Source organism: Flagellimonas allohymeniacidonis, assembly GCF_004296335.1.
Taxonomy (GTDB): domain Bacteria; phylum Bacteroidota; class Bacteroidia; order Flavobacteriales; family Flavobacteriaceae; genus Flagellimonas; species Flagellimonas allohymeniacidonis.
In genome coordinates this window covers 1,320,946-1,340,722 of record NZ_SGIU01000001.1, presented here as the reverse complement: position 1 = coordinate 1,340,722, position 19,777 = coordinate 1,320,946, and the positions used below count along the sequence as shown (strand labels likewise).

Below are 19,777 nucleotides of genomic sequence, written 5' to 3'. Positions count from 1 at the left end.
AGAAAGATTGGTTAATCTTCTAAAGATAGCAAAAGCTTTTATTCGATAGCTGTGAAATCCTCTATGATTTCCTCAAATTCCATTCGGTAATGGGTGCCTTTCTTGCTAGAATCTCGCGATATGGTTCCGCGCAACTGTCGTGCAAGGTTATAGATGAGTTTAAGGCCCAGTGACTTTGAAGTTTTCGGCCCGATTTCTTCTGGATAACCAATGCCATCATCTCCTATCAACATCTCAAATCTGTTGTCCGATATTTTTTTTAATGAGATGAAAAGCTCTCCCGGTTGGTCTTCCTTAATTCCATACTTAAGGGCGTTGGTAATAGTCTCATTAATGATCAATCCCAGTGGGATAACGGTATCGATGCTTAACTTGGTGTCGGCCATATCGAGATTGACACTTACATCATTTGAATTTCCCTTTACCGAGCGGACCAAATACTCCGAAAGTTCCTTTACATAGGGCTTGAATTCAATTTTTGAAAGGTAATCGTCCCGTTTGTACAACATTTCGTGAACCATGGCCATGGAAACCACACGGTTTTGACTGCTTTTTATGATGCTACTGATCTTATCATCTGCCACCGCGCGGGATTGCAGGCTCAACAAGCTGGAAACGGTTTGCAAGTTGTTTTTTACCCGGTGATGCACCTCTTTCAAAAGGGTCTCTTTCTCCTCAATACGTTGCTGTACCTCCCTTCTGGATTTATAAAGTTTGTGATGTGCCCTGAGTAGGTTTTTACCAAATACGCCTCCCAATAAATAAACAGCAAAAATCACACTTAAAAAGGCAAACCAATTTCGGGATTCAAGCGGTACCGTATTTTCAGATATTTTGAAATCGCTCAGATCATAGAGAAATATGAGGGCAACTACGATTAAATTCACAACGAGATAAATTCGCCCGTAAATCTTGGTTGTAACATATCCTGCAAAAACAACAATGGCCAATACAAAAATGAATGGACTTTGAATCCCACCACTAAAAAGAGTAATCAATATGGCCCCGATCATCGCCAAAATGGAAGTCACGTTGTAGGTCGTGGTGAGTACCTTATGCGTTTTGTACAAAAGAGTGTTGAGAAGATTTAGGGCGGCAAAGGCAAAAAAAACATAAGGGATAACACCTTGAATGTCCAAAAGGAACATACAAACCAAACCAAAAAGTACCGAAAAGAAGGCGGAGCTGTAGTTCACCTTCAGAACCAGCTGCATTTTATCTTGTAAGCGGTATTTATCCTTATTTGGAATATTCATCAATCTGCCTGGTTGTCTTGATTCTATGACCTTGCGCCTTGAACTTCGGCAGCAAAAGTATGGTTTTATAGGGTGTTTCGGCTATAAATCTAAATATGTTTTATGTATAATCAAAAACGGTGGCTCTTAAGAGCCACCGTTTTTCTTAACCGTTTGAAATGCTAATCTTCAAGCAGTACCCATTCCCCTTTGTCAATCAAAGGTTCAGCTTGCTTGTATTTTAAAGTCTTACTTTCCCCAGACATGATGTTCTTTATAGTGACCCTTTCATTTCTTCCAATTTTCGGTTTTTCTCGAACAATGGTCTCCGTAATTTGGGGTCTGCTTCTAGAGGTTTGTCCTGCTGCCCTGTTTTGAGCCGCCAACTCATCACTATTTGGGATTTCCTCTTTCGAGGTCTGCAATTTTTCCTTCGGCCTATGAACTGTCCCGGCTTCCTGTATTTGGTTTGTGTTCTCCGAGGGCAATTCCCCTTTGAACAAGAATGAAATCACTTCCTTGTTTACCTTATCGATCATCTCTTTGAAAAGCTCAAAAGCCTCAAACTTATATATCAACAAAGGATCCTTTTGTTCATGAACCGCAAGCTGAACCGACTGCTTTAGTTCATCCATTTTGCGAAGATGGGTTTTCCAAGAATCATCAATAATGGCAAGGCTAATGTTTTTCTCAAAATCGGTGATCAACTGCGTTCCCCCACTTTGATAAGCTGATTCAAGATTGGTGACCACATTTAGTGTTTTGATGCCGTCGGTGAAGGGCACCACAATACGCTCAAACTTATTGGTTTGGTCCTCGTACACCTGCTTTATCACCCGAAAGGCCACATCAGCACTTCGCTGCATTTTTTCTTGATAAAAATTGTAAGCGGCCTGGTATACCTGATTGGCAATTTCTTGAAAGCTCAATCGCTTGAATTCCTCTTCATTTATCGGTGAAGTGATAGAGAAGTATTTGATGAGTTCGAATTCAAAATTCTTATAATCATCAGCCATTTTATTGGTATCGGCAATGACCTCGCAGGTGTCGTAGATCATGTTGGCGATATCCACTTTTAAGCGTTCGCCCTGAAGAGCGTGCCTTCTTCTTTTATATACCACTTCACGCTGGGCATTCATTACATCATCATATTCCAACAGACGTTTACGAATACCAAAGTTGTTCTCTTCTACTTTCTTCTGCGCTCGTTCTATGGATTTGGTCATCATGGAGTGTTGGATGACCTCTCCATCTTCCAAGCCCATACGGTCCATCATTTTGGCCACACGGTCAGATCCGAATAAACGCATGAGGTTGTCTTCCAGGGAAACATAGAATTGGGAACTTCCAGGATCACCCTGACGCCCTGATCGCCCTCTTAACTGACGGTCCACACGCCTTGAATCGTGTCGTTCTGTTCCCACAATGGCCAATCCACCGGCATCTTTTACTTGATCTATCAATTTGATATCGGTTCCACGCCCGGCCATGTTTGTGGCTATGGTGACAATGCCAGGATTTCCAGCTTCTGCGACAATATCTGCCTCTTTTTTATGCAGTTTGGCATTCAAAACATTGTGAGGAATCTTCCGAACACTCAATAGTTTGGATAGCAGTTCTGAAATCTCAACAGAGGTGGTACCGATAAGCACAGGTCTTCCTGCTTTGGATAGGTCGGTGACCTCCTCGATTATTGCGTTGTACTTCTCGCGCTTGGTCTTATAGATCAAATCATTGCGATCATCTCTGGCAATTGGTCGGTTGGTTGGAATTTCCATCACGTCCAACTTGTAGATTTCCCAGAATTCTCCAGCTTCGGTTACCGCTGTACCGGTCATACCAGCCAGCTTTTTGTACATCCGGAAGTAATTCTGCAAGGTAATGGTGGCAAAAGTTTGGGTCATGGCCTCAATCTTCACATTTTCCTTGGCCTCAATAGCTTGGTGCAAACCATCGGAATATCTTCTTCCATCCATGATACGGCCTGTTTGCTCATCCACGATCATGACCTTATTTTCCATCACCACATATTCTACATCCTTTTCAAATAGGGTGTAGGCTTTTAAAAGCTGGGTCATGGTATGGATACGTTCGCTTTTAACGGCAAAATCCTTGAACAGATCCTCTTTCAGCTCAGCTTCTTTTTCAATCTCGAGTTCTTGCCCTTCAATTTTTGCAATTTCCGCACCGATGTCGGGCATCACGAAGAAATCCCGGTCTTGTTCCCCAGAAAGGTAGTCCACTCCCTTATCGGTCAGCTCTATTTGATTGTTTTTTTCATCGATTACAAACAACAACTCTGCATCCACTTTGGGCATTTCGCGGTTGTTGTCCTGCATGTAGAAGTTTTCTGTTTTTTGAAGCAGCTGTTTGACGCCTTCTTCGCTCAAAAACTTAATAAGTGCTTTATTTTTTGGCAGTCCACGGTGGACACGTAGCAGTTGGAAACCACCTTCTTTGGCGTCGCCTTCCGCAATCAATTTTTTGGCCTCGGCAAGTACCCCGGTTAGATATTGTCTCTGCTTTTGCACAATATCGGACACTTTTGGTTTTAATTCATTGAATTCATGACGATCTCCTTCAGGAACAGGTCCAGAGATAATCAATGGTGTTCGCGCATCGTCGATAAGAACAGAATCGACCTCATCCACAATAGCGTAGTGATGGGGCCGTTGGACCAAGTCATTGGGAGCGTGGGCCATATTGTCACGCAGATAATCAAAACCAAATTCATTGTTGGTACCATAGGTAATATCTGCATTGTAGGCAGCTCTTCTACCTTCGGAATTGGGCTGGTGTTTGTCTATACAATCCACAGAAAGGCCGTGGAACTCAAATAGGGGTGCCATCCAAGTACTGTCCCTTTTGGCCAAATAGTCATTTACGGTAACCAAGTGGGAGCCTTTTCCTGGTAAAGCGTTAAGGTATAGGGGTAAGGTAGCAACAAGGGTTTTACCTTCCCCGGTTTGCATTTCCGCAATTTTTCCTTGATGTAAAGCGACTCCACCAATCAATTGCACATCGTAGTGAATCATGTCCCAAGTCACTTCCTTGCCTGCTGCATCCCAAGCATTTTTCCAAATGGCCTTGTCACCATCCAAAGTGACATAGTCCTTGGATCCCGAAAGAAATCGGTCAAATTCTGTGGCGGTTACGCTAAGGGTTTCGTTTTGGGCAAACCTTTTGGCGGTTTCTTTTACAACGGCAAAAGCTTCTGGAAGAATGGCTTCCAACGTCATTTCTTCGATTTTATAGGCTTCCTCGTTAAGCTTATCGATTTCGGAGTAGATTTCCTCATTTCGATCTATATCTGAGGAATTATGGACCTCTTCGGTAAGGGTATTTATTTTATCGTCAATTTCTTTGCGCTCCTCGTTAATTTTGAATTTAAACGCAGTTGTTTTTTGTCTTAGTTCATCCAAAGACAGTCCTTCGAGCTGTTGTTCGAAGGATTTTATTTCATTGACCAAAGGTTGTAGGGCCCTTACATCTTTCTCCGATTTATCTCCTACAAAAACCTTTAGTACGGAATTAATAAAGCTCATGAATTGTTTTTCTTTTGGTTTGCAAAAGCTGTTCCATTGTCAAAAGAAGGGGAAAAGCCCTCGCCAGGCTGTCAAAATTACATAAAAAAAAGCCTCAGAAGAGACTTTTAGGAAAGGTTTGTGCCATGTGAAATCAATACTCGTCCTCGTTCCAGAGGTAATCTTCCTCTGTAGGATAATCTGGCCAAATTTCTTCAATAGACTCATATACTTCTCCACCTTCTTCTTCCATGGATTGAAGGTTTTCAACCACCTCGAGGGGAGCACCTGTCCTAATCGCGTAATCGATAAGTTCGTCCTTGGTGGCTGGCCAAGGCGCGTCACTTAAATATGAGGCTAGTTCTAATGTCCAGTACATAGTAACGGTTTGATTTTAAAATTTTTGCAAAAATAATTTTTAAACTCAATTAGTCAAGAAAAATCCCAATTATTTAAAAATAATTTTCAACTCTTTAAAACTGAAACGTCAAAAAAACGAATTTATTTGTCCAGTTTTTCGGGAATCCATTTCACTTCTTGAGCGTTTAATTGCTTTGACAACTTTCGTGCCAACACGAAAAGGTAATCAGAAAGACGGTTGATATAGGCTATTACATTCTCTGGGACAGGTTCTTTTTCATGGAGATAGGATATCATGCGCTCAGCTCTTCGGCAGGTGGTTCGGGCCATATGACAGTATGACACTGTTGTATGCCCACCGGGAAGGATAAAATGTGTCATGGGAGGCAATTCCTCGTTCATTTGGTCTATTTCATTTTCCAAAAGTTCAATATCCTCAATGTTGATTCGAGGTATTTTGAGTCTATTGTCCTTTTTCGGCTCCGTAGCCAAAATGGCGCCCACCGTGAACAACTTGTTTTGAACAAGGGCCAAAATCCCTTTTGAATGCCCATCGATTTCTTGGTCCCGAACCAGGCCCAAAACAGAGTTCAACTCGTCAATGGTACCATAACTTTCAATGCGAATATGGTGCTTTGGGACCCTTGCTCCTGTAAAAAGTGCAGTGGTACCTTTGTCACCGGTCTTGGTATAAATTTTCATAATACTAGTTAGGAGTCTGTGGTTAAGGGCTGGATGCTATTTTTCATGTCTGCGCTTGCCCTCCATAAATTTTCGAGATCTTCTTCGTTTTCTTCCTCGCTTATTCTTGAAAAAAACAACAAAATAAACAATTGCCAAGGCTCCTAGAATAATATAGACGGTATAATCCATAGTTTAACAATTGGTATTTAAAGTTACTTTTTTAAATTCTAATGTAGAAATGTTGCTTTGCTTGTTCTCTTCGAATGAAGACCATGCCGCAATGAAAGAGGTCGATGCTCACCGTTATTTTTTCGTCTTCCACAAATCTTGACCACTTTTCGAATTCACTGGAGCTGGAATGAATCCTGTTGAACAGAATTACCGTATCGTTGTGGATTTGAATATAATCGAGCAGTTCGGTAAACGATTCATTTGGCACGCTATCAAAATAGATCAAATCTTTAAGATCCTTGGAAAAGGATGGCTCAGGATACCTTTTTTTCATCTCTGCCTTTATTTCGGAGTTGCCTAAAATTTCCAAGCTCCTGACCTTAAAGTATGCCAAACTTTTGAGGAGAACATCCAAAGATTTTCGTTTTGCCTTTCGTGGTTTTGCATACAGGCATTTTGTCACTAGATTAAACACAAAAGGGGAGTGGATACCATGTTCGTTGGTGGATTTCAGTAAAAATTTCAAATAGGAAACCAATCGAAACATATCAACTTTCAAGTATGGCGGAAAGTTCAAACCAGCGGTCGGTCTTTGCCTCAATTGTATCTGAAAGCTCTTTTAACTGAATGGAAAGGGTATTGATTTCTTCGCCGGTTAAATTATCCTCGGTAAATCGATTTTGGAGTTGCTCTTTTTGCCCCTCCAACTTTTGAATTTCCTTTTCGAGGTTTTGATACTCCTTTTGTTCTTTATACGACAGTTTTTTAGAAGTATCTCGTTGTTTCCAGTCTTTTTTGTCCTCTTTATCCGGGCTTTGATTTTTGTTTTCACGCTCTTCAAGAATTCTACTGCCTTCATAAGCACGGTAATCGGAGTAGTTCCCTGGAAAATCTTCAACAACCCCGTCACCCTTGAATACAAATAGGTGGTCCACGATTTTATCCATAAAGTAGCGGTCATGGGATACTACGAGCAGACACCCTGGGAAATCCAACAGGAAATTTTCTAACACATTTAAGGTCACGATATCCAAATCGTTTGTCGGTTCATCCAAAATCAGAAAATTGGGATTTTGAATGAGAACGGTACAGAGGTAAAGCCGTTTGCGTTCACCACCACTTAATTTCTCCACAAAATCGTACTGCTTTTTTCTATCGAACAGAAAGCGCTCCAGAAGCTGTTGTGCGGAAATCTGTTTTCCTTTTTTTAAAGGAATGTAATCGCCAAACTCTCGAATGACATCAATGACTTTTTGCCCTTCTTTAACCCTTATCCCTTTTTGGGTGTAGTATCCAAATTTGATGGTTTCGCCCTTTACGATCTTACCGCCATCAACACTTTCTTTTTGAGTGAGAAGATTCAAGAAAGTGGATTTACCGGTACCGTTTGAACCAATGATTCCCAATCGTTCACCTTTGGTGAAGGTATAATCGAATTTGGAGAGAATGGTTTTGTCCCCAAATGATTTTGAGACCCGGTGCAATTCAAGGATCTTGCTGCCCAAACGCTCCATGTTCAACTCAAGTTGTACTTCGTGTTCCAATCTTCTTTGATGGGCCCTGCGCTTTATTTCATGAAAATCATCAATCCTGGATTTTGATTTGGTAGTTCTTGCCTTGGGCTGTCTGCGCATCCAATCCAATTCTTTCTTAAAAAGAATTTTGTTTTTATGCTGTTCCACAGCTTCCCGCTCCTGTCTTGCTTCCTTTTCCCGTAAATAGTAGGAGTAATTGCCCTTGTAGGTATAAAGTTGGTTGTTTTCGAGCTCGATGATCTCATTGCATACACGCTCCAAAAAGTATCTATCATGGGTAACCATGAACAAGGAAAGGTTCTCCTTGGCGAAATAGGCCTCCAGCCATTCAATCATCTCCAAATCGAGATGGTTGGTAGGTTCATCCAAAATCAATAAGTCGGGTTTGCTCAGAAGTGCATTTGCAAGGGCCAATCTTTTTCTTTGTCCTCCAGAAAGTGAGCTGACCTTGGCCTTCATATCAGTCAACTGAAGTTTAAAGAGAATTTGCTTGTACTGGGTTTCAAAACCCCAAGCATTAAGTCGTTCCATAGCCTCGAAAGCCTTTTGATATTGCTCGGTATCATCGGACTGTTCCACCGCCTTTTCATAAGCTTCTATGGTTTTCAGAATGGTGTTGTCTGATTCGAACACAGCTTCTTCCACTGTTATTTCGGACTTAAAATGTGGTTCTTGTTCCAAAAATGAAATATGAATTCCCTTTCGTGTGGTGATTTGGCCTGTATCTGGATTATCCTTTCCGGAAATGATATTTAAAATCGAGGTCTTTCCGCTACCATTTTTGGCGACCAGGGCTATTTTCTGTCCTTTATTGATTCCAAAGGAAATATCGGAAAAGAGAACTAGTTCTCCGTACGACTTGGATATGTTTTCAGCGGTAAGTAGATTCATTTTCTATGTGGTTTCCCGCTACGGAAGTTTTGAAATTTTGAGCAAGTATAGGTATCGGACCCCCAGAGCGAGAAACAATGGTATCAAAACGGGAGAGAAACTTTGTACTCCGACTATCCATAACAGAATGACCAATGCCATCAGTCCGAGTAAAAGCAATAGATATTTTGACATCCAAGTTGAAAACCGAGGTTCCGCCAACAATATAAATGCAAATACCAGATTAAAGGGCATTGCCCATAAGACATTGTAGTTATAGGGCGTGGAGGTATGGTCGGTGGCCAACCAAAGTATCAACAAAATGGTCCCGACCAATCCAGTAACCAAGAAAATGGAAAAATCGAGCCAACGGCTCCTCGCTTTGTGACTTCGATCTAAATATGTAATGACACAGATAAAGACGAAAAGAAGGGAAAACCAAAAAAGTGGGGACAACGGAAAAAAACTATTGTCCTCCAATTCGGCGTAGTCAAGGATAACACGTTCCCTTTTAACCAAGGGTTTACCTCTTTTGGTCGTGTTTCTAAGTTGATACATGGCATAGTAAGGCATAAACATGTGCTCACGAACGGTAGCAACCCGGTCTACAACTGAACCAAAAGCAAGGTCAATGCCAAAAGCCGACCACGAATTATAGCTGAGATATTGTCGTACCAACTGCCGGAAGGAATATTGCTTTTTTAGATGAGACTCCTTAAACTCAATAGAGCCATTGAATTGATCTATTAAAATATCCCCCGTAATGCTTGAACAATTGTTTAGAAGGGGGTCATAGGCATAATCACGGTTCTCTGGTTTATAATTGTTTTCCAAAAAAGCCAAAATACGATTTCGTTCAGCTAGGTTCAGGTCAAAAATTTGCTCTCTTACCCATCTTTTTTCCAACTCGTACTCATATAAAAAACGTTCAAAGGAAGTACGGGAAAGTGAATAGATCAGTTTGCCCTTTGCAAAGTTCAAGTAGAAATTGGGCTTGTTAAAATCAAAAGTCCCGTAGTTGTATACTACATCAATCCCTAAAGCAGGATCTTGTACGCGAAATGCCGTATGTCCAAAAGAAGAATAGAGTTCTTCCCCGCTTCCACAAGTAAGCAAACTTATGGTTGAAGATTCAGAAAGGGAAGGGGTTTGTGCTACGGTATTTATTTGAAATAGTAGCAACATAAGTGATAGCACAGAAAAAAGACGCCCCATAGACTTGAATGATCCAACAAATATCAGAATAAATCAAACACCTAAAAGCAAATATTCGGACTCTTTCTTTTTTGCCCTATTTTTACAAAAAGCCTAACCATGAAACAGCATATCCCCAATTTTATAACCTTACTTAATCTTTTCTGCGGTTGTATTGCGGTGGTTTTTGCGGTGATGAACCGCTTGGAGATAGCAGCAATTTTTGTTTTTCTGGGAATTTTCTTTGATTTTTTGGATGGCCTTGCCGCCCGTGTTTTGAAGGTTCAGAGCGAAATAGGCGTTCAATTGGATTCTTTGGCGGATATGGTCACGAGTGGATTGGTACCGGGAGTGATCATGTTTCAGTTGTTGAATATGTCCCAAACCGGAGGTTGGGGGCATGGATTTCTTGAGACAGAGTCAAACTTAAGCTTTCTACCCTTTTTTGGATTTCTGATAACCTTGGCCTCGGCCTATCGGTTGGCCAACTTTAATGTGGATGAAAACCAAGTGACTTCTTTTATAGGGTTGCCTACACCAGCCAATGCCCTACTTATTATTTCGCTCCCTTTGATTCTGCTTCATCACAACAATGATGCATTGAACGGCCTTATCCTTAATCCATGGTTCTTGATGGGAATGACCTTGGTGAGTACTTTTTTGCTGAATTCCAAGTTGCGGCTTTTTGCCTTGAAATTTGAAAATTGGAGTTTCAAGGATAATGCAGTTCGTTATCTATTCTTGATTGGAAGTTTGGTGTTGTTGTTGACAATCAGGTTTTTGGCGATACCAATAATTGTCTTGATGTATGTGCTGATGTCTTTTATGCAGAAAAGTACTCCGGACATTTCCTAAAAATTAAGCTTCTTTTTGCGGAGCTCAAAGTTTTGTCCCAAATATACTTTACGAACCATTTCATCCTGGGCCAAATCTTCAGGAATCCCTGCTTTAAGTATACCTCCCTCAAACATTAAATAAGATCGTTCCGTGATGGCCAAAGTCTCTTGAACATTGTGGTCCGTAATCAAGATGCCAATATTCTTGTTTTTCAACTGGGCAACAATACGCTGAATATCCTCCACGGCCACAGGGTCAACACCTGCGAAGGGCTCATCCAACAAGATAAATTTAGGGTCGGTTGCGAGTGCCCGGGCAATTTCGGTGCGTCTTCGTTCCCCACCGGAAAGCAAATCCCCCCGATTTTTCCGAATATGGCCCAATCCAAACTCATCAATGAGGGACTCCATTTTCATATGCTGTTCTTTCTTACTCAACTTGGTAAGCTGTAGTACGCTCAGGATGTTTTTCTCAATACTAAGTTTTCTAAAAACAGATGCTTCTTGAGCCAGATAACCGATACCATTTTGAGCTCGACGGTACATAGGAAAATCTGTAATTTCCATATCGTCCAGGAAGATTTTACCGCCATTGGGTTTGATGAGGCCAACAATCATGTAAAAGGAAGTTGTCTTACCAGCCCCATTGGGTCCTAATAAACCAACAATTTCTCCTTGGTTCACTTCAAGGCTAATGCCTTTTACAACTTTCCGGCCTCTATAGGCCTTCATGATATTTTCTGCTCTTAGCTTCATATAAACGGGCTAAAACTACTCATATTCGTGTTCAAGTGGAAGATTTTGTGAACAAATTAGGAGTCCTGTTCTTCCAAAGCTTCCCAAAATTCATAAGCTCTTCTCAAATGGGGTACTACAATAGTGCCGCCCACCAAAGTGGCTATACCAAGGGTTTCCATAACTTCCTCTTTTTGTGCCCCGGCACTTTTTGCACTCTCCAAATGGTATTTTACACAGTCATCGCAGCGTAAAACCGCGGAAGCGACCAGGCCAAGAAGCTCCTTCGTCTTCACATCGAGCACACCGGCCATATAAGCGTTGGTGTCCAAATTGAAAATTCGTTTGATGAGCTTATTGTTTTCCGCTAGCAACTTTTCGTTCATTTTGGAACGATAGGCATTGAATTCTTCTACTTGATTTGACATGTCTCTATGCTTTTTTGGCCTCTTTTTTCAATACAACCTTCGAAATATAAATGCTGATTTGATACAAAATAAGTACAGGTACAGCCACCACAATTTGGCTGGCCACATCGGGAGGAGTGATTATGGCAGAAAGCACCAATACCAGTACCAAGGCGATCTTTCTATATTTTTTCAATATTGTAGGGGTGACTAGTCCAACTTTGGTGAGAAAGTAAATCAAAATTGGAAGTTCAAACATAATACCGCAGGCAATCACCGATGCCCGAACCGTTGCGATAAAGGAGCCGATGTCAATCTCATTCAAGACTTCCTTGCTTACCTGATAGGTGCCCAAAAAATTAATGGAGAGTGGAGCGACCACATAGTATCCGAAAAGAACCCCTAAAAAGAACAGGAATGAAGCAACCAAAATAAACCCGCGGGAGTGTTTTCGTTCGTTCTCATGAAGTCCAGGGCTAATAAAACGCCACAGCTCGAACAAAACGTATGGAAAAGCAATAATGAAGCCCGCCCAAATGGAAGTCCAAATATGTGCAGAAAACTGACCGGCCATGGTTCGGTTCTGTATGGTAAAGGGAAGGGAGTCTGAACAAAATTCAGAGTCAATTCCGAAAAATGTGGCAATCCTACAAAAAAACTGATAGGTGGGAAAGTCCATCTTTTTGGGTCCGAAAATGACGGTGTCAAATATGAAATCCTTCATCACAAAGGCCCCACAAGCTACAACCACAATAGCAATGGTCGACCGTATTAAATGCCAACGGAGTTCCTCCAAATGGTCTAAAAAGGACATTTCATCGGGGTCTTGAGCAGTCTCTGCCATTATAAAATTCCTTCGTTTATAAGATTATGAATGTGAACCACCCCAGCATACTCTTCCCCATCGAAGGCCAGAAGTTGGGATATGCCATTATCTTGAAGTTGTTCCAGCGCCTTTACGGCCAAAGTGTCCGCCTTGACCGATTTTGGGTTTCGGGTCATAATATCACCTGCTGTGAGTCCATTAATGTTGTCGTATTTGTTCAACATTCTCCTAATATCACCATCGGTGACCACACCCACTACTTTTTCGTTTTCTATAACCGCTGTAACGCCCAACATCTTTTCTGAAATTTCAACGATGACCTGTTTTACGCTTGAATCGATGTTCACTTTTGGTTTTTGGTTCAAGGCCACAATGTCCGAAACCCTTAAATACAGTTTTTTGCCCAAGGCACCACCGGGGTGGAACTTGGCAAAATCAGAACTACTGAAGCCTCTTAACTCTAAAAGACAGATAGCCAATGCATCGCCAATGGCCAGTTGTGCCGCAGTACTTGTGGTAGGGGCCAAATTGTTGGGACAAGCTTCTTTGTCAACGTAGGTATTCAAGGTAAAGTCGGCCTGTTTCGCCAATACGGAATTCAGGTTTCCTGTAATGCCGATGAGCTTATTTTTAGCAAGCTTGATCAATGGAATCAACGCTTTGATTTCTGGAGTGTTTCCACTTTTGGATATGCAGACCACCACATCATTTTCCTGAACCGTTCCAAGGTCACCGTGAATGGCGTCAGCTGCATGCATGAAAATGGCGGGTGTTCCTGTTGAGTTGAGGGTAGCCACTATTTTTGAAGCAATAATGGCGCTTTTGCCCACTCCAGATACCACAACCCTTCCATGGCAATTCAAAATATACTGAACGGCTTCTGCAAATTCCTCGTCCAAAAGGTTGACCAAATTGGCAATGGCCTTGCTTTCAGTTTCTAAGGTTCTTTTAGCTATGGATAGAATAGACGTATTGTCGCTCAAGGTAATAAAGGGATTATCGAATTATATTCTAAAAGAATATCTTATATTTAAGATTACAAAACTAAACAAACTATCTTTTACCGAAACTATTTGTGCATCACCGATTGCGAGCGCCTCATTAATTAAATTCAGATAAAAACATTGGTAATCTTCCCACTAAAGGTTGATTTGACTTAAATTGAAATATGGAAACGGGTCTTACGAACACCGATTTGCGCGCCTCCCTTAAAAAATACTTTGGATTTTCGCAGTTCAAGGGGCTACAGGAAAGTGTCATTGAAAACATAATACATGACAACGACACCTTTGTAATAATGCCCACCGGTGGTGGAAAGTCGTTATGTTACCAACTTCCGGCCATTATGAAAGAGGGTACGGCAATTGTCGTTTCACCGCTCATAGCCTTGATGAAGAATCAAGTGGATGCCATAAGAGGGGTATCCGACCAACACGGCATAGCGCATGTACTCAATTCATCACTTACCAAAACGGAAGTAAAACAGGTTAAGGAAGACATTAGCAATGGGATTACCAAGCTTTTGTATGTAGCCCCAGAATCCTTGACCAAAGAAGAAAATGTTGAGTTCTTGAGCTCCGTGCCACTTTCTTTTGTAGCTGTGGATGAAGCCCACTGTATTTCAGAATGGGGACATGACTTTCGACCGGAATATCGCAATTTGAAAAGTATCATCGGTCGTTTGGGCGATGATATACCGATTATAGGCTTAACAGCCACTGCTACACCCAAAGTACAAGAAGATATCATCAAAAATTTGGGAATGACCGATGCCAAAGTTTTTAAGGCATCTTTTAACAGACCTAATCTGTTTTATGAGGTCCGCCCAAAAACCCAGAACGTAGATGCGGATATCATCCGATTTGTAAAACAGAATCAGGGAAAATCTGGCATTATCTATTGTTTGAGCCGGAAAAGGGTGGAGGAGTTGGCTCAGGTATTACAGGTGAACGGCATAAGTGCCGTTCCCTATCATGCAGGATTCGATGCCAAAACACGATCAAAGTATCAAGACATGTTTTTGATGGAAGAGGTTGATGTGGTTGTGGCCACCATTGCCTTTGGGATGGGAATCGACAAACCCGATGTTCGGTTTGTAATTCATCACGACATTCCGAAAAGTATTGAAAGTTATTATCAGGAAACTGGTAGGGCTGGTAGAGATGGTGGAGAAGGTCATTGCTTGGCCTTTTATTCGTACAAGGATGTTGAAAAATTGGAAAAATTCATGTCCGGCAAGCCGGTGGCGGAACAAGAGATTGGAAACGCCCTTCTTCAAGAAATAGTCGCTTATGCTGAGACCTCCATGTCGAGAAGAAAGTTTATCCTTCATTATTTCGGGGAGGAGTTTGACTCTATGAACGGGGAGGGAGCCGATATGGATGATAACGCCAGAAACCCTAAACCTCAAGAGGAAGCTCAAGAAGAAGTGATCAAGCTTTTGACCGTGGTAAGGGATACCAACGAGAAATTCAAGACCAAGGAAATCGTAAAAGTACTTGTAGGCAAAACAAACGCCATGATATCCTCACATAAGACCAACGAGAAGGACTTTTTTGGTATTGGTTCAGAAAAGGACGAAGCCTTTTGGATGGCATTGACGAGACAGGTTTTGGTAGCGGGACTGCTCAAAAAAGAAATAGAGCAATATGGTATTTTACATGTAACGGGGATGGGAAAGGACTTTTTGGAAAATCCCACCTCTTTTATGATGACAAAAGATCATGTGTACAGTCAGGAATCCAATGAAGGTATTGTGACAGCTGGGAAGTCCTCTGGCGGGGCCGCTGATGAGAATTTGTTAAAACTACTGCGGGATTTGCGAAAAAAGGAGGCCAAAAAAATGGAAGTCCCTCCGTTTGTGGTCTTTCAGGATCCTTCTCTTGAAGATATGGCCTTAAAATATCCTATTTCCATACAAGAATTGTTGAATATCCACGGAGTGGGTGAAGGGAAGGCCAAAAAATACGGAAAACCCTTTGTTCAGCTCATTACAAACTATGTGGAAGAAAACGACGTAATACGCCCTGACGACCTTGTTGTGAAAAGTACAGGGGCCAATTCAGGACTAAAGCTTTACATCATTCAAAATGTTGACCGAAAACTACCCTTGGATGATATTGCTTCTGCCAAAGGTTTGGAATTGCCAGCTCTCATCAAAGAAATGGAGCAAATTGTGTTCAGTGGTACCAAGCTGAACATTGCTTATTGGATTGATGAGATTCTGGATGAGGATCAGCAAGATGAAATACATGAGTATTTCTTGGAAGCCGAATCCGATTCCATTTCCCAAGCCATTGATGAGTTTGAAGGGGATTACGAAGATGAAGAACTACGTCTGTATCGTCTAAAATTCATCAGCGAAGTGGCCAATTAGTAACTTCCGCTCCAGTCTCCTCCCGAAGATATCATCGCAACAATAAATCCAAAATAGAGTATAAAAAGTAGCAAGTACACCAGGGATAGGCCCAAACCAATGTACGCCAATATCCTTCCGGTCTTTATGTTGCTATAATCTGAATATCCCTCTGGATTTTCTTGGTACAATTGATTGGCGGTTTTTGCCTTTACTAAAGCGATGATGCTAAAAATAGCTCCGAAGGGTCCGCAACAAATCAAAGTACCAACAATGGAAAGAATACCCATTGTCAGTACTGTGCTTGCACCCGGTAAGGGTTGTTGGTTCATAGTTTTATTGGTATTGTTCTAATATTTCTTGCATTTTTTCTGGATCCTGTAACGAGTCCCATCCAAAGGTCGAAATAGCCCAAATGGACATTAACAGGTAAATCACATTTAAGATAATCCCTATGATTGCCAGAACCCGACCTGTCTTTACATTTTTGATCCCATCATACATTTCAGGATTTTCGGCATAGAGCTTAATTGCCTTATTGGCCAAAACCAATGCGATGATTCCGAAAATAAGGCCCAGTACCCCGTAACAACAACAGGTTACAATTGAGATAATGCCAAAGACCAAGATCAGGGTCGAATTCGGGAGTTTTTGTTGTTCCATAAATATTGATTTTAATTGAAAAGGTTATTCATTTTGATAAAATAGCTGACCAATATGGTTCCTACTGTAAGCGAAATCAATGACCATTTGATGATTCCAGCAAATCTGAATTTTACAAATATGCTGGATCCCAAAAAAAACAAAAGCAATATCATAGGATAGATTGCAGGATACATTTTAAAGGCGGCCATAAATTCCCCATGTAATAGAAAGTATAGAGATCGTTGCAAGCCACAACCAGGGCAATCCAACCCAAACAATTGCTTGTTTAAGCAGGGTAACATGAAGTTTTGTGCGTTTATGGCCAGGCTATTCAAAAACATGTATTCAATGGATACATAATTGCCCAGAAAATTACTATTATTTTTGCAGTTACTGTTAAAATTTTCAAAAAATTAATTCCGTTGTTCATGGGCTTTCAAGAAGGGGATTGGGTTGAGGTATTGGACGAGTCCATTCGGGGAAAGGTCCTAAAAATTGAAGGACCCGTAGTAACCATATCCATGGAAGATGGATTTTCATTACAGTATGCAGTATCTGAATTGATACCGGCCCAAGGTGAAATTAGGGTCACCAATTATGAGGCCGCCCAAATCAAGTCGCAAAAAGATGCTCCAGCCAAAAAACCAAAAAAAACACCAAAACCAAAAGAGCGAAACATCCCCAAAATGGAAGTGGACCTCCATGTCCATCAATTGGTAAAATCAACCAAGGGAATGAGCAATTTTGATATCCTCAATGTTCAACTGGAAACTGCCAAAAGAAGGCTGGATTTTGCCATTGCCAAGCGAATTCAAAAGGTGGTTTTTATACATGGGGTAGGTGAGGGAGTGCTCAAAGAGGAGCTACGCTACCTATTTAAAAAGTATGACAACCTCAAATACTACGATGCGGAATATCAAAAATATGGCATGGGTGCCACTGAGGTGTACATCTATCAAAACAACTAATTTGCAACAGGAATTGTAGTAGTTACCTCGCCGAATTCATCAATGGTCAAATTGGTGATTCGTTCGCCGCCTGCGTTCACAAAGGTTATCTCACTAAGTCGAATGGTGTGAACGAAATTTGTTGTATCAGCATCTATGACCGTTTCAATTAAGATGCTGCCATCCGTGGCATTGATTTCTTCAATAACCGTTGGGGTGGCCGGTGGAATAGCGTCGCAGAAGTAATTGCTTGTGACCCCACCTGAAAAAACACGAAACGTTAGGGTGGATCCACCTGGAACCTCACTTTCGGTTGTAACCGTTTCACCTACCACGCCATTGTTCAAAACACCGCTTTGGAGATTCAAAATCAGGGCCTCGGTATCGTTTATCTTAAAAAGGATGTTGCTGGAAGCTGGATCGGCACTTGAGCAGGATTGTGGTGTGATGTCATTAAAATCAATTACTTCAATTTGTAGGTCACCATCACTGCATGAAATTGCGATGCCTAGGGAGCAAAGGAGTAGGAAAAATTTTCTCATGCCCCAAATTTAAAGCAATTCATTTCAATACCTCAAAGCCTGGAAATAGTTTGGATGAAATTAACTTTATTTCACCTATTTTTGATGGTCAAAATTTGATAGCTAAATCATGCAAAAGGTGTATTTGGACAACGCCGCCACAACCCAGGTCAGGGAAGAGGTCATTGCGCGTATGCAGCAAGCGTTAAGTGTTTATGGGAATCCATCATCGACCCACAGCTATGGGAGGTCGGCCAAAACGGAAGTGGAGCAGGCTCGCAAAACTATTGCCAAAACCCTAAATGCCCAGCCTTCTGAGATTATTTTTACATCTGGAGGCACTGAGGCCGATAATATGATTTTGCGCTGTGCGGTAAGGGACTTGGGTGTCCAAACCATAATTACCTCTAAAATTGAACACCATGCGGTATTGCATACGGCCGAAGAATTGGAAAAGGAATATGGTGTTTCGGTTCGGTTTGTGGAGTTGGATAAAGATGGGAATCCGAATTTGAAAAGCTTGGAAAGCTTGCTAAGAGCTGATGATTCCAAGAAGTTGGTAAGCTTGATGCATGTGAACAACGAAATAGGTAACATTATTGACATTAAACGGATAGGCGAGCTTTGCAAGGAAACGGGAGCCTTATTCCATTCTGATACGGTGCAATCCATAGGTCACTATCCGTGGGATGTACAAAAAACACCCATCGATTTTTTCACAGCGGCAGCCCATAAATTTCATGGTCCCAAAGGCATTGGTTTTGCCTTCATTCGAAAGAACTCAGGTCTCAAGCCTCTTATTTTTGGAGGTTCGCAAGAAAGAGGCTACCGTGCAGGAACCGAGCCCTTTCACAACATCGTTGGGCTTGAGGAGGCATTTGTACAGTCCTATGCAAATTTGGAGGAAGAGACCAAAACGGTAAAGGGGCTTAAACAGTACTTCATTGAACATATTAAAACGGAAATTCCGGATGTAACCTTCAACGGACTGTCTGGTGATATGGAAGGAAGCACCTATACCTTGACCAACGTTCGGCTACCCTTCGACAAGCAGAAAGGGCTTATGCTTCTTTTTCATTTGGATATAAAAGGAATTGCCTGTTCAAAGGGAAGTGCTTGTCAATCGGGAAGTAATTTAGGCTCTCACGTGCTTCAAGAAATTCTGTCGGAAGAAGAATTGGAAAAACCCTCGTTGCGCTTTTCGTTTTCGAAGTACAATACGAAAGAACAGCTGGATTACACCATCCAAGTACTCAAAGAATTCTCAGAAAGTTAGTCCTTGTTTCTCCGTTTCTTTTCCTTGTCGTACGGAAATTTTCTCGAGGCAAGTTTCATCATCTTGTCGATGAGTTCCACTGTGTTTTTTCCTGTTTTTTTGGTAATTCCCTTTTCGTACTTCCAGAGAAGTTTCCCAGAATCACCATCACTTACCTTTACTCCGATTCTTCCATAATCGGCATCACCACTGAAGTAATCCAGAAAACTAAATTTTGTGGGCACACCTTCAGAAAGAAGAATGTTAAGGCTAAGGGTGCCACTGATGATTCCATCTACCTTGAGAATTTCGCATAGCTGCTTTGTGGTGTAAATGTCGAGGTTGTCGTATGAAATACTATTTTGGCTCAGAATGGCATTGGTATCCTCAATGTTTTGAAACTCCACATTGAATTTTTTCCTTTTCTTTCTTCTGGAGAAATAGGTCTCAAGGGCATTCTGAACGGCGTACCCTTCCTTTTTTGCCAATTCTTTGAGTTCATTTGGATTTACTCTTTGCTCCAAATCCAGATTGGTGATGAAGGGAACAATGGCCAATACTTCATGATTTTGGGCGAGTTCGTCAAACCTCCTGTTTTCGTAGATGTTTTTTTGGGCAAATGCAGTGGTTACCGCAAATACGGAAAAAAGGAAGCTAATTTTCTTCATCAAATTCAT

20 protein-coding genes are annotated in these 19,777 nt (G+C 41.4%); 4 read left to right on the top strand and 16 right to left on the bottom strand.

The genetic code is table 11. The annotated features are described in order from the left end of the window. Nucleotides 1–38: 38 nt before the first annotated feature. The 7 genes from EW142_RS06080 to EW142_RS06050 all read right to left on the bottom strand — a co-directional run bounded on the left by EW142_RS06080 (nucleotide 39) and on the right by EW142_RS06050 (nucleotide 9,594). Nucleotides 39–1,256 carry a sensor histidine kinase gene (locus tag EW142_RS06080; RefSeq protein WP_130611109.1) on the bottom strand — a complete coding sequence of 406 codons (1,218 nt, stop codon included), beginning with the start codon at nucleotides 1,254–1,256 and terminating at the stop codon, nucleotides 39–41. A 161-nt stretch (nucleotides 1,257–1,417) separates the two neighbouring features. Further along, nucleotides 1,418–4,780, bottom strand: a complete 3,363-nt coding sequence (gene secA, locus EW142_RS06075; RefSeq protein ID WP_130611106.1) for a preprotein translocase subunit SecA — start codon at nucleotides 4,778–4,780, stop codon at nucleotides 1,418–1,420. A 133-nt stretch (nucleotides 4,781–4,913) separates the two neighbouring features. After that, the gene (locus tag EW142_RS06070) at nucleotides 4,914–5,138 is read right to left on the bottom strand and encodes a DUF2795 domain-containing protein (protein ID WP_106145445.1); all 225 of its coding nucleotides are present in this window, start codon (nucleotides 5,136–5,138) and stop codon (nucleotides 4,914–4,916) included. Nucleotides 5,139–5,260: 122 nt separating this feature from the next. Next, nucleotides 5,261–5,821 (bottom strand): cob(I)yrinic acid a,c-diamide adenosyltransferase, encoded by a 561-nt coding sequence (locus tag EW142_RS06065; RefSeq protein WP_130611103.1) that lies wholly within the window; start codon nucleotides 5,819–5,821, stop codon nucleotides 5,261–5,263. Between the two features lie 202 nt (nucleotides 5,822–6,023). After that, entirely contained in the window at nucleotides 6,024–6,389 is a 366-nt protein-coding gene (locus EW142_RS06060) for a hypothetical protein (RefSeq protein WP_130611100.1), read from the bottom strand. 133 nt (nucleotides 6,390–6,522) lie between these two features. After that, entirely contained in the window at nucleotides 6,523–8,400 is a 1,878-nt protein-coding gene (locus EW142_RS06055; RefSeq protein ID WP_130611097.1) for an ABC-F family ATP-binding cassette domain-containing protein, read from the bottom strand. A gap of 18 nt (nucleotides 8,401–8,418) precedes the next feature. Then, on the bottom strand, nucleotides 8,419–9,594 hold the full coding sequence (locus EW142_RS06050; RefSeq protein ID WP_130611094.1) for a lipoprotein N-acyltransferase Lnb domain-containing protein: 1,176 nt from the start codon (nucleotides 9,592–9,594) through the stop codon (nucleotides 8,419–8,421). 99 nt (nucleotides 9,595–9,693) lie between these two features. On the opposite strand from EW142_RS06050, the gene EW142_RS06045 reads away from it, so the two are divergent. Beyond that, nucleotides 9,694–10,428, top strand: coding sequence for a CDP-alcohol phosphatidyltransferase family protein (locus tag EW142_RS06045; protein WP_130611091.1), 735 nt, complete (start codon nucleotides 9,694–9,696; stop codon nucleotides 10,426–10,428). Here EW142_RS06045 and lptB read toward each other — a convergent pair. Genes lptB through EW142_RS06025 form a run of 4 tightly spaced genes read right to left on the bottom strand, consistent with a single transcriptional unit; the run spans nucleotide 10,425 to nucleotide 13,360 of the window. Continuing rightward, entirely contained in the window at nucleotides 10,425–11,165 is a 741-nt protein-coding gene (gene lptB / locus EW142_RS06040; RefSeq protein WP_130611088.1) for an LPS export ABC transporter ATP-binding protein, read from the bottom strand. The genes EW142_RS06045 and lptB overlap by 4 nt on opposite strands. Before the next feature lie 56 nt (nucleotides 11,166–11,221). Further along, a complete protein-coding gene (locus EW142_RS06035; RefSeq protein ID WP_130611085.1) occupies nucleotides 11,222–11,572 on the bottom strand; it encodes a carboxymuconolactone decarboxylase family protein in 351 nt (116 codons plus the stop codon). Nucleotides 11,573–11,576: 4 nt separating this feature from the next. Continuing rightward, complete coding sequence (gene tatC / locus EW142_RS06030; RefSeq protein ID WP_130611082.1) at nucleotides 11,577–12,395, bottom strand: twin-arginine translocase subunit TatC; 819 nt, start codon at nucleotides 12,393–12,395, stop codon at nucleotides 11,577–11,579. Further along, a complete protein-coding gene (locus tag EW142_RS06025; RefSeq protein ID WP_130611079.1) occupies nucleotides 12,395–13,360 on the bottom strand; it encodes a KpsF/GutQ family sugar-phosphate isomerase in 966 nt (321 codons plus the stop codon). The genes tatC and EW142_RS06025 overlap by 1 nt, the downstream gene beginning before the upstream one ends. A gap of 185 nt (nucleotides 13,361–13,545) precedes the next feature. On the opposite strand from EW142_RS06025, the gene recQ reads away from it, so the two are divergent. Beyond that, on the top strand, nucleotides 13,546–15,753 hold the full coding sequence (gene recQ / locus EW142_RS06020) for a DNA helicase RecQ (RefSeq protein ID WP_130611076.1): 2,208 nt from the start codon (nucleotides 13,546–13,548) through the stop codon (nucleotides 15,751–15,753). Here the strand turns inward: recQ and EW142_RS06015 are convergent. From EW142_RS06015 to EW142_RS06005, 3 genes are read right to left on the bottom strand one after another with little or no spacing between them, the layout of a single operon-like run. Next, a complete protein-coding gene (locus EW142_RS06015; RefSeq protein ID WP_130611073.1) occupies nucleotides 15,750–16,064 on the bottom strand; it encodes a CCC motif membrane protein in 315 nt (104 codons plus the stop codon). The genes recQ and EW142_RS06015 overlap by 4 nt on opposite strands. A 4-nt stretch (nucleotides 16,065–16,068) precedes the next feature. Continuing rightward, nucleotides 16,069–16,395 (bottom strand): CCC motif membrane protein, encoded by a 327-nt coding sequence (locus tag EW142_RS06010; protein WP_130611070.1) that lies wholly within the window; start codon nucleotides 16,393–16,395, stop codon nucleotides 16,069–16,071. Between the two features lie 11 nt (nucleotides 16,396–16,406). Further along, nucleotides 16,407–16,679 (bottom strand): DUF2752 domain-containing protein, encoded by a 273-nt coding sequence (locus tag EW142_RS06005; protein WP_130611067.1) that lies wholly within the window; start codon nucleotides 16,677–16,679, stop codon nucleotides 16,407–16,409. A 126-nt stretch (nucleotides 16,680–16,805) separates the two neighbouring features. Here EW142_RS06005 and EW142_RS06000 point away from each other — a divergent pair, with 126 nt between their 5' ends. Next, nucleotides 16,806–17,345, top strand: coding sequence for a Smr/MutS family protein (locus EW142_RS06000; protein WP_130611064.1), 540 nt, complete (start codon nucleotides 16,806–16,808; stop codon nucleotides 17,343–17,345). Here the strand turns inward: EW142_RS06000 and EW142_RS05995 are convergent. Then, complete coding sequence (locus EW142_RS05995; RefSeq protein ID WP_130611061.1) at nucleotides 17,342–17,866, bottom strand: hypothetical protein; 525 nt, start codon at nucleotides 17,864–17,866, stop codon at nucleotides 17,342–17,344. The two genes, EW142_RS06000 and EW142_RS05995, sit on opposite strands and share 4 nt — an antisense overlap. A gap of 109 nt (nucleotides 17,867–17,975) precedes the next feature. Here EW142_RS05995 and EW142_RS05990 point away from each other — a divergent pair, with 109 nt between their 5' ends. Next, entirely contained in the window at nucleotides 17,976–19,121 is a 1,146-nt protein-coding gene (locus tag EW142_RS05990) for a cysteine desulfurase family protein (protein WP_130611058.1), read from the top strand. Here EW142_RS05990 and EW142_RS05985 read toward each other — a convergent pair. Beyond that, nucleotides 19,118–19,768, bottom strand: coding sequence for a hypothetical protein (locus EW142_RS05985; RefSeq protein ID WP_130611055.1), 651 nt, complete (start codon nucleotides 19,766–19,768; stop codon nucleotides 19,118–19,120). The genes EW142_RS05990 and EW142_RS05985 overlap by 4 nt on opposite strands. Between the last annotated feature and the right edge of the window lie 9 nt (nucleotides 19,769–19,777).

Excerpts from the sequence above, each read along its gene's own strand:
- EW142_RS06080 (WP_130611109.1), bottom strand. The coding sequence starts at position 1,256 with ATGAATATTCCAAATAAGGATAAATACCGCTTACAAGATAAAATGCAG.
- secA (WP_130611106.1), bottom strand. The coding sequence starts at position 4,780 with ATGAGCTTTATTAATTCCGTACTAAAGGTTTTTGTAGGAGATAAATCG.
- EW142_RS06070 (WP_106145445.1), bottom strand. The coding sequence starts at position 5,138 with ATGTACTGGACATTAGAACTAGCCTCATATTTAAGTGACGCGCCTTGG.
- EW142_RS06065 (WP_130611103.1), bottom strand. The coding sequence starts at position 5,821 with ATGAAAATTTATACCAAGACCGGTGACAAAGGTACCACTGCACTTTTT.
- EW142_RS06055 (WP_130611097.1), bottom strand. The coding sequence starts at position 8,400 with ATGAATCTACTTACCGCTGAAAACATATCCAAGTCGTACGGAGAACTA.
- EW142_RS06050 (WP_130611094.1), bottom strand. The coding sequence starts at position 9,594 with ATGGGGCGTCTTTTTTCTGTGCTATCACTTATGTTGCTACTATTTCAA.
- EW142_RS06045 (WP_130611091.1), top strand. The coding sequence starts at position 9,694 with ATGAAACAGCATATCCCCAATTTTATAACCTTACTTAATCTTTTCTGC.
- lptB (WP_130611088.1), bottom strand. The coding sequence starts at position 11,165 with ATGAAGCTAAGAGCAGAAAATATCATGAAGGCCTATAGAGGCCGGAAA.
- EW142_RS06035 (WP_130611085.1), bottom strand. The coding sequence starts at position 11,572 with ATGTCAAATCAAGTAGAAGAATTCAATGCCTATCGTTCCAAAATGAAC.
- tatC (WP_130611082.1), bottom strand. The coding sequence starts at position 12,395 with ATGGCAGAGACTGCTCAAGACCCCGATGAAATGTCCTTTTTAGACCAT.
- recQ (WP_130611076.1), top strand. The coding sequence starts at position 13,546 with ATGGAAACGGGTCTTACGAACACCGATTTGCGCGCCTCCCTTAAAAAA.
- EW142_RS06015 (WP_130611073.1), bottom strand. The coding sequence starts at position 16,064 with ATGAACCAACAACCCTTACCGGGTGCAAGCACAGTACTGACAATGGGT.
- EW142_RS06010 (WP_130611070.1), bottom strand. The coding sequence starts at position 16,395 with ATGGAACAACAAAAACTCCCGAATTCGACCCTGATCTTGGTCTTTGGC.
- EW142_RS06005 (WP_130611067.1), bottom strand. The coding sequence starts at position 16,679 with ATGTTACCCTGCTTAAACAAGCAATTGTTTGGGTTGGATTGCCCTGGT.
- EW142_RS06000 (WP_130611064.1), top strand. The coding sequence starts at position 16,806 with ATGGGCTTTCAAGAAGGGGATTGGGTTGAGGTATTGGACGAGTCCATT.
- EW142_RS05995 (WP_130611061.1), bottom strand. The coding sequence starts at position 17,866 with ATGAGAAAATTTTTCCTACTCCTTTGCTCCCTAGGCATCGCAATTTCA.
- EW142_RS05990 (WP_130611058.1), top strand. The coding sequence starts at position 17,976 with ATGCAAAAGGTGTATTTGGACAACGCCGCCACAACCCAGGTCAGGGAA.
- EW142_RS05985 (WP_130611055.1), bottom strand. The coding sequence starts at position 19,768 with ATGAAGAAAATTAGCTTCCTTTTTTCCGTATTTGCGGTAACCACTGCA.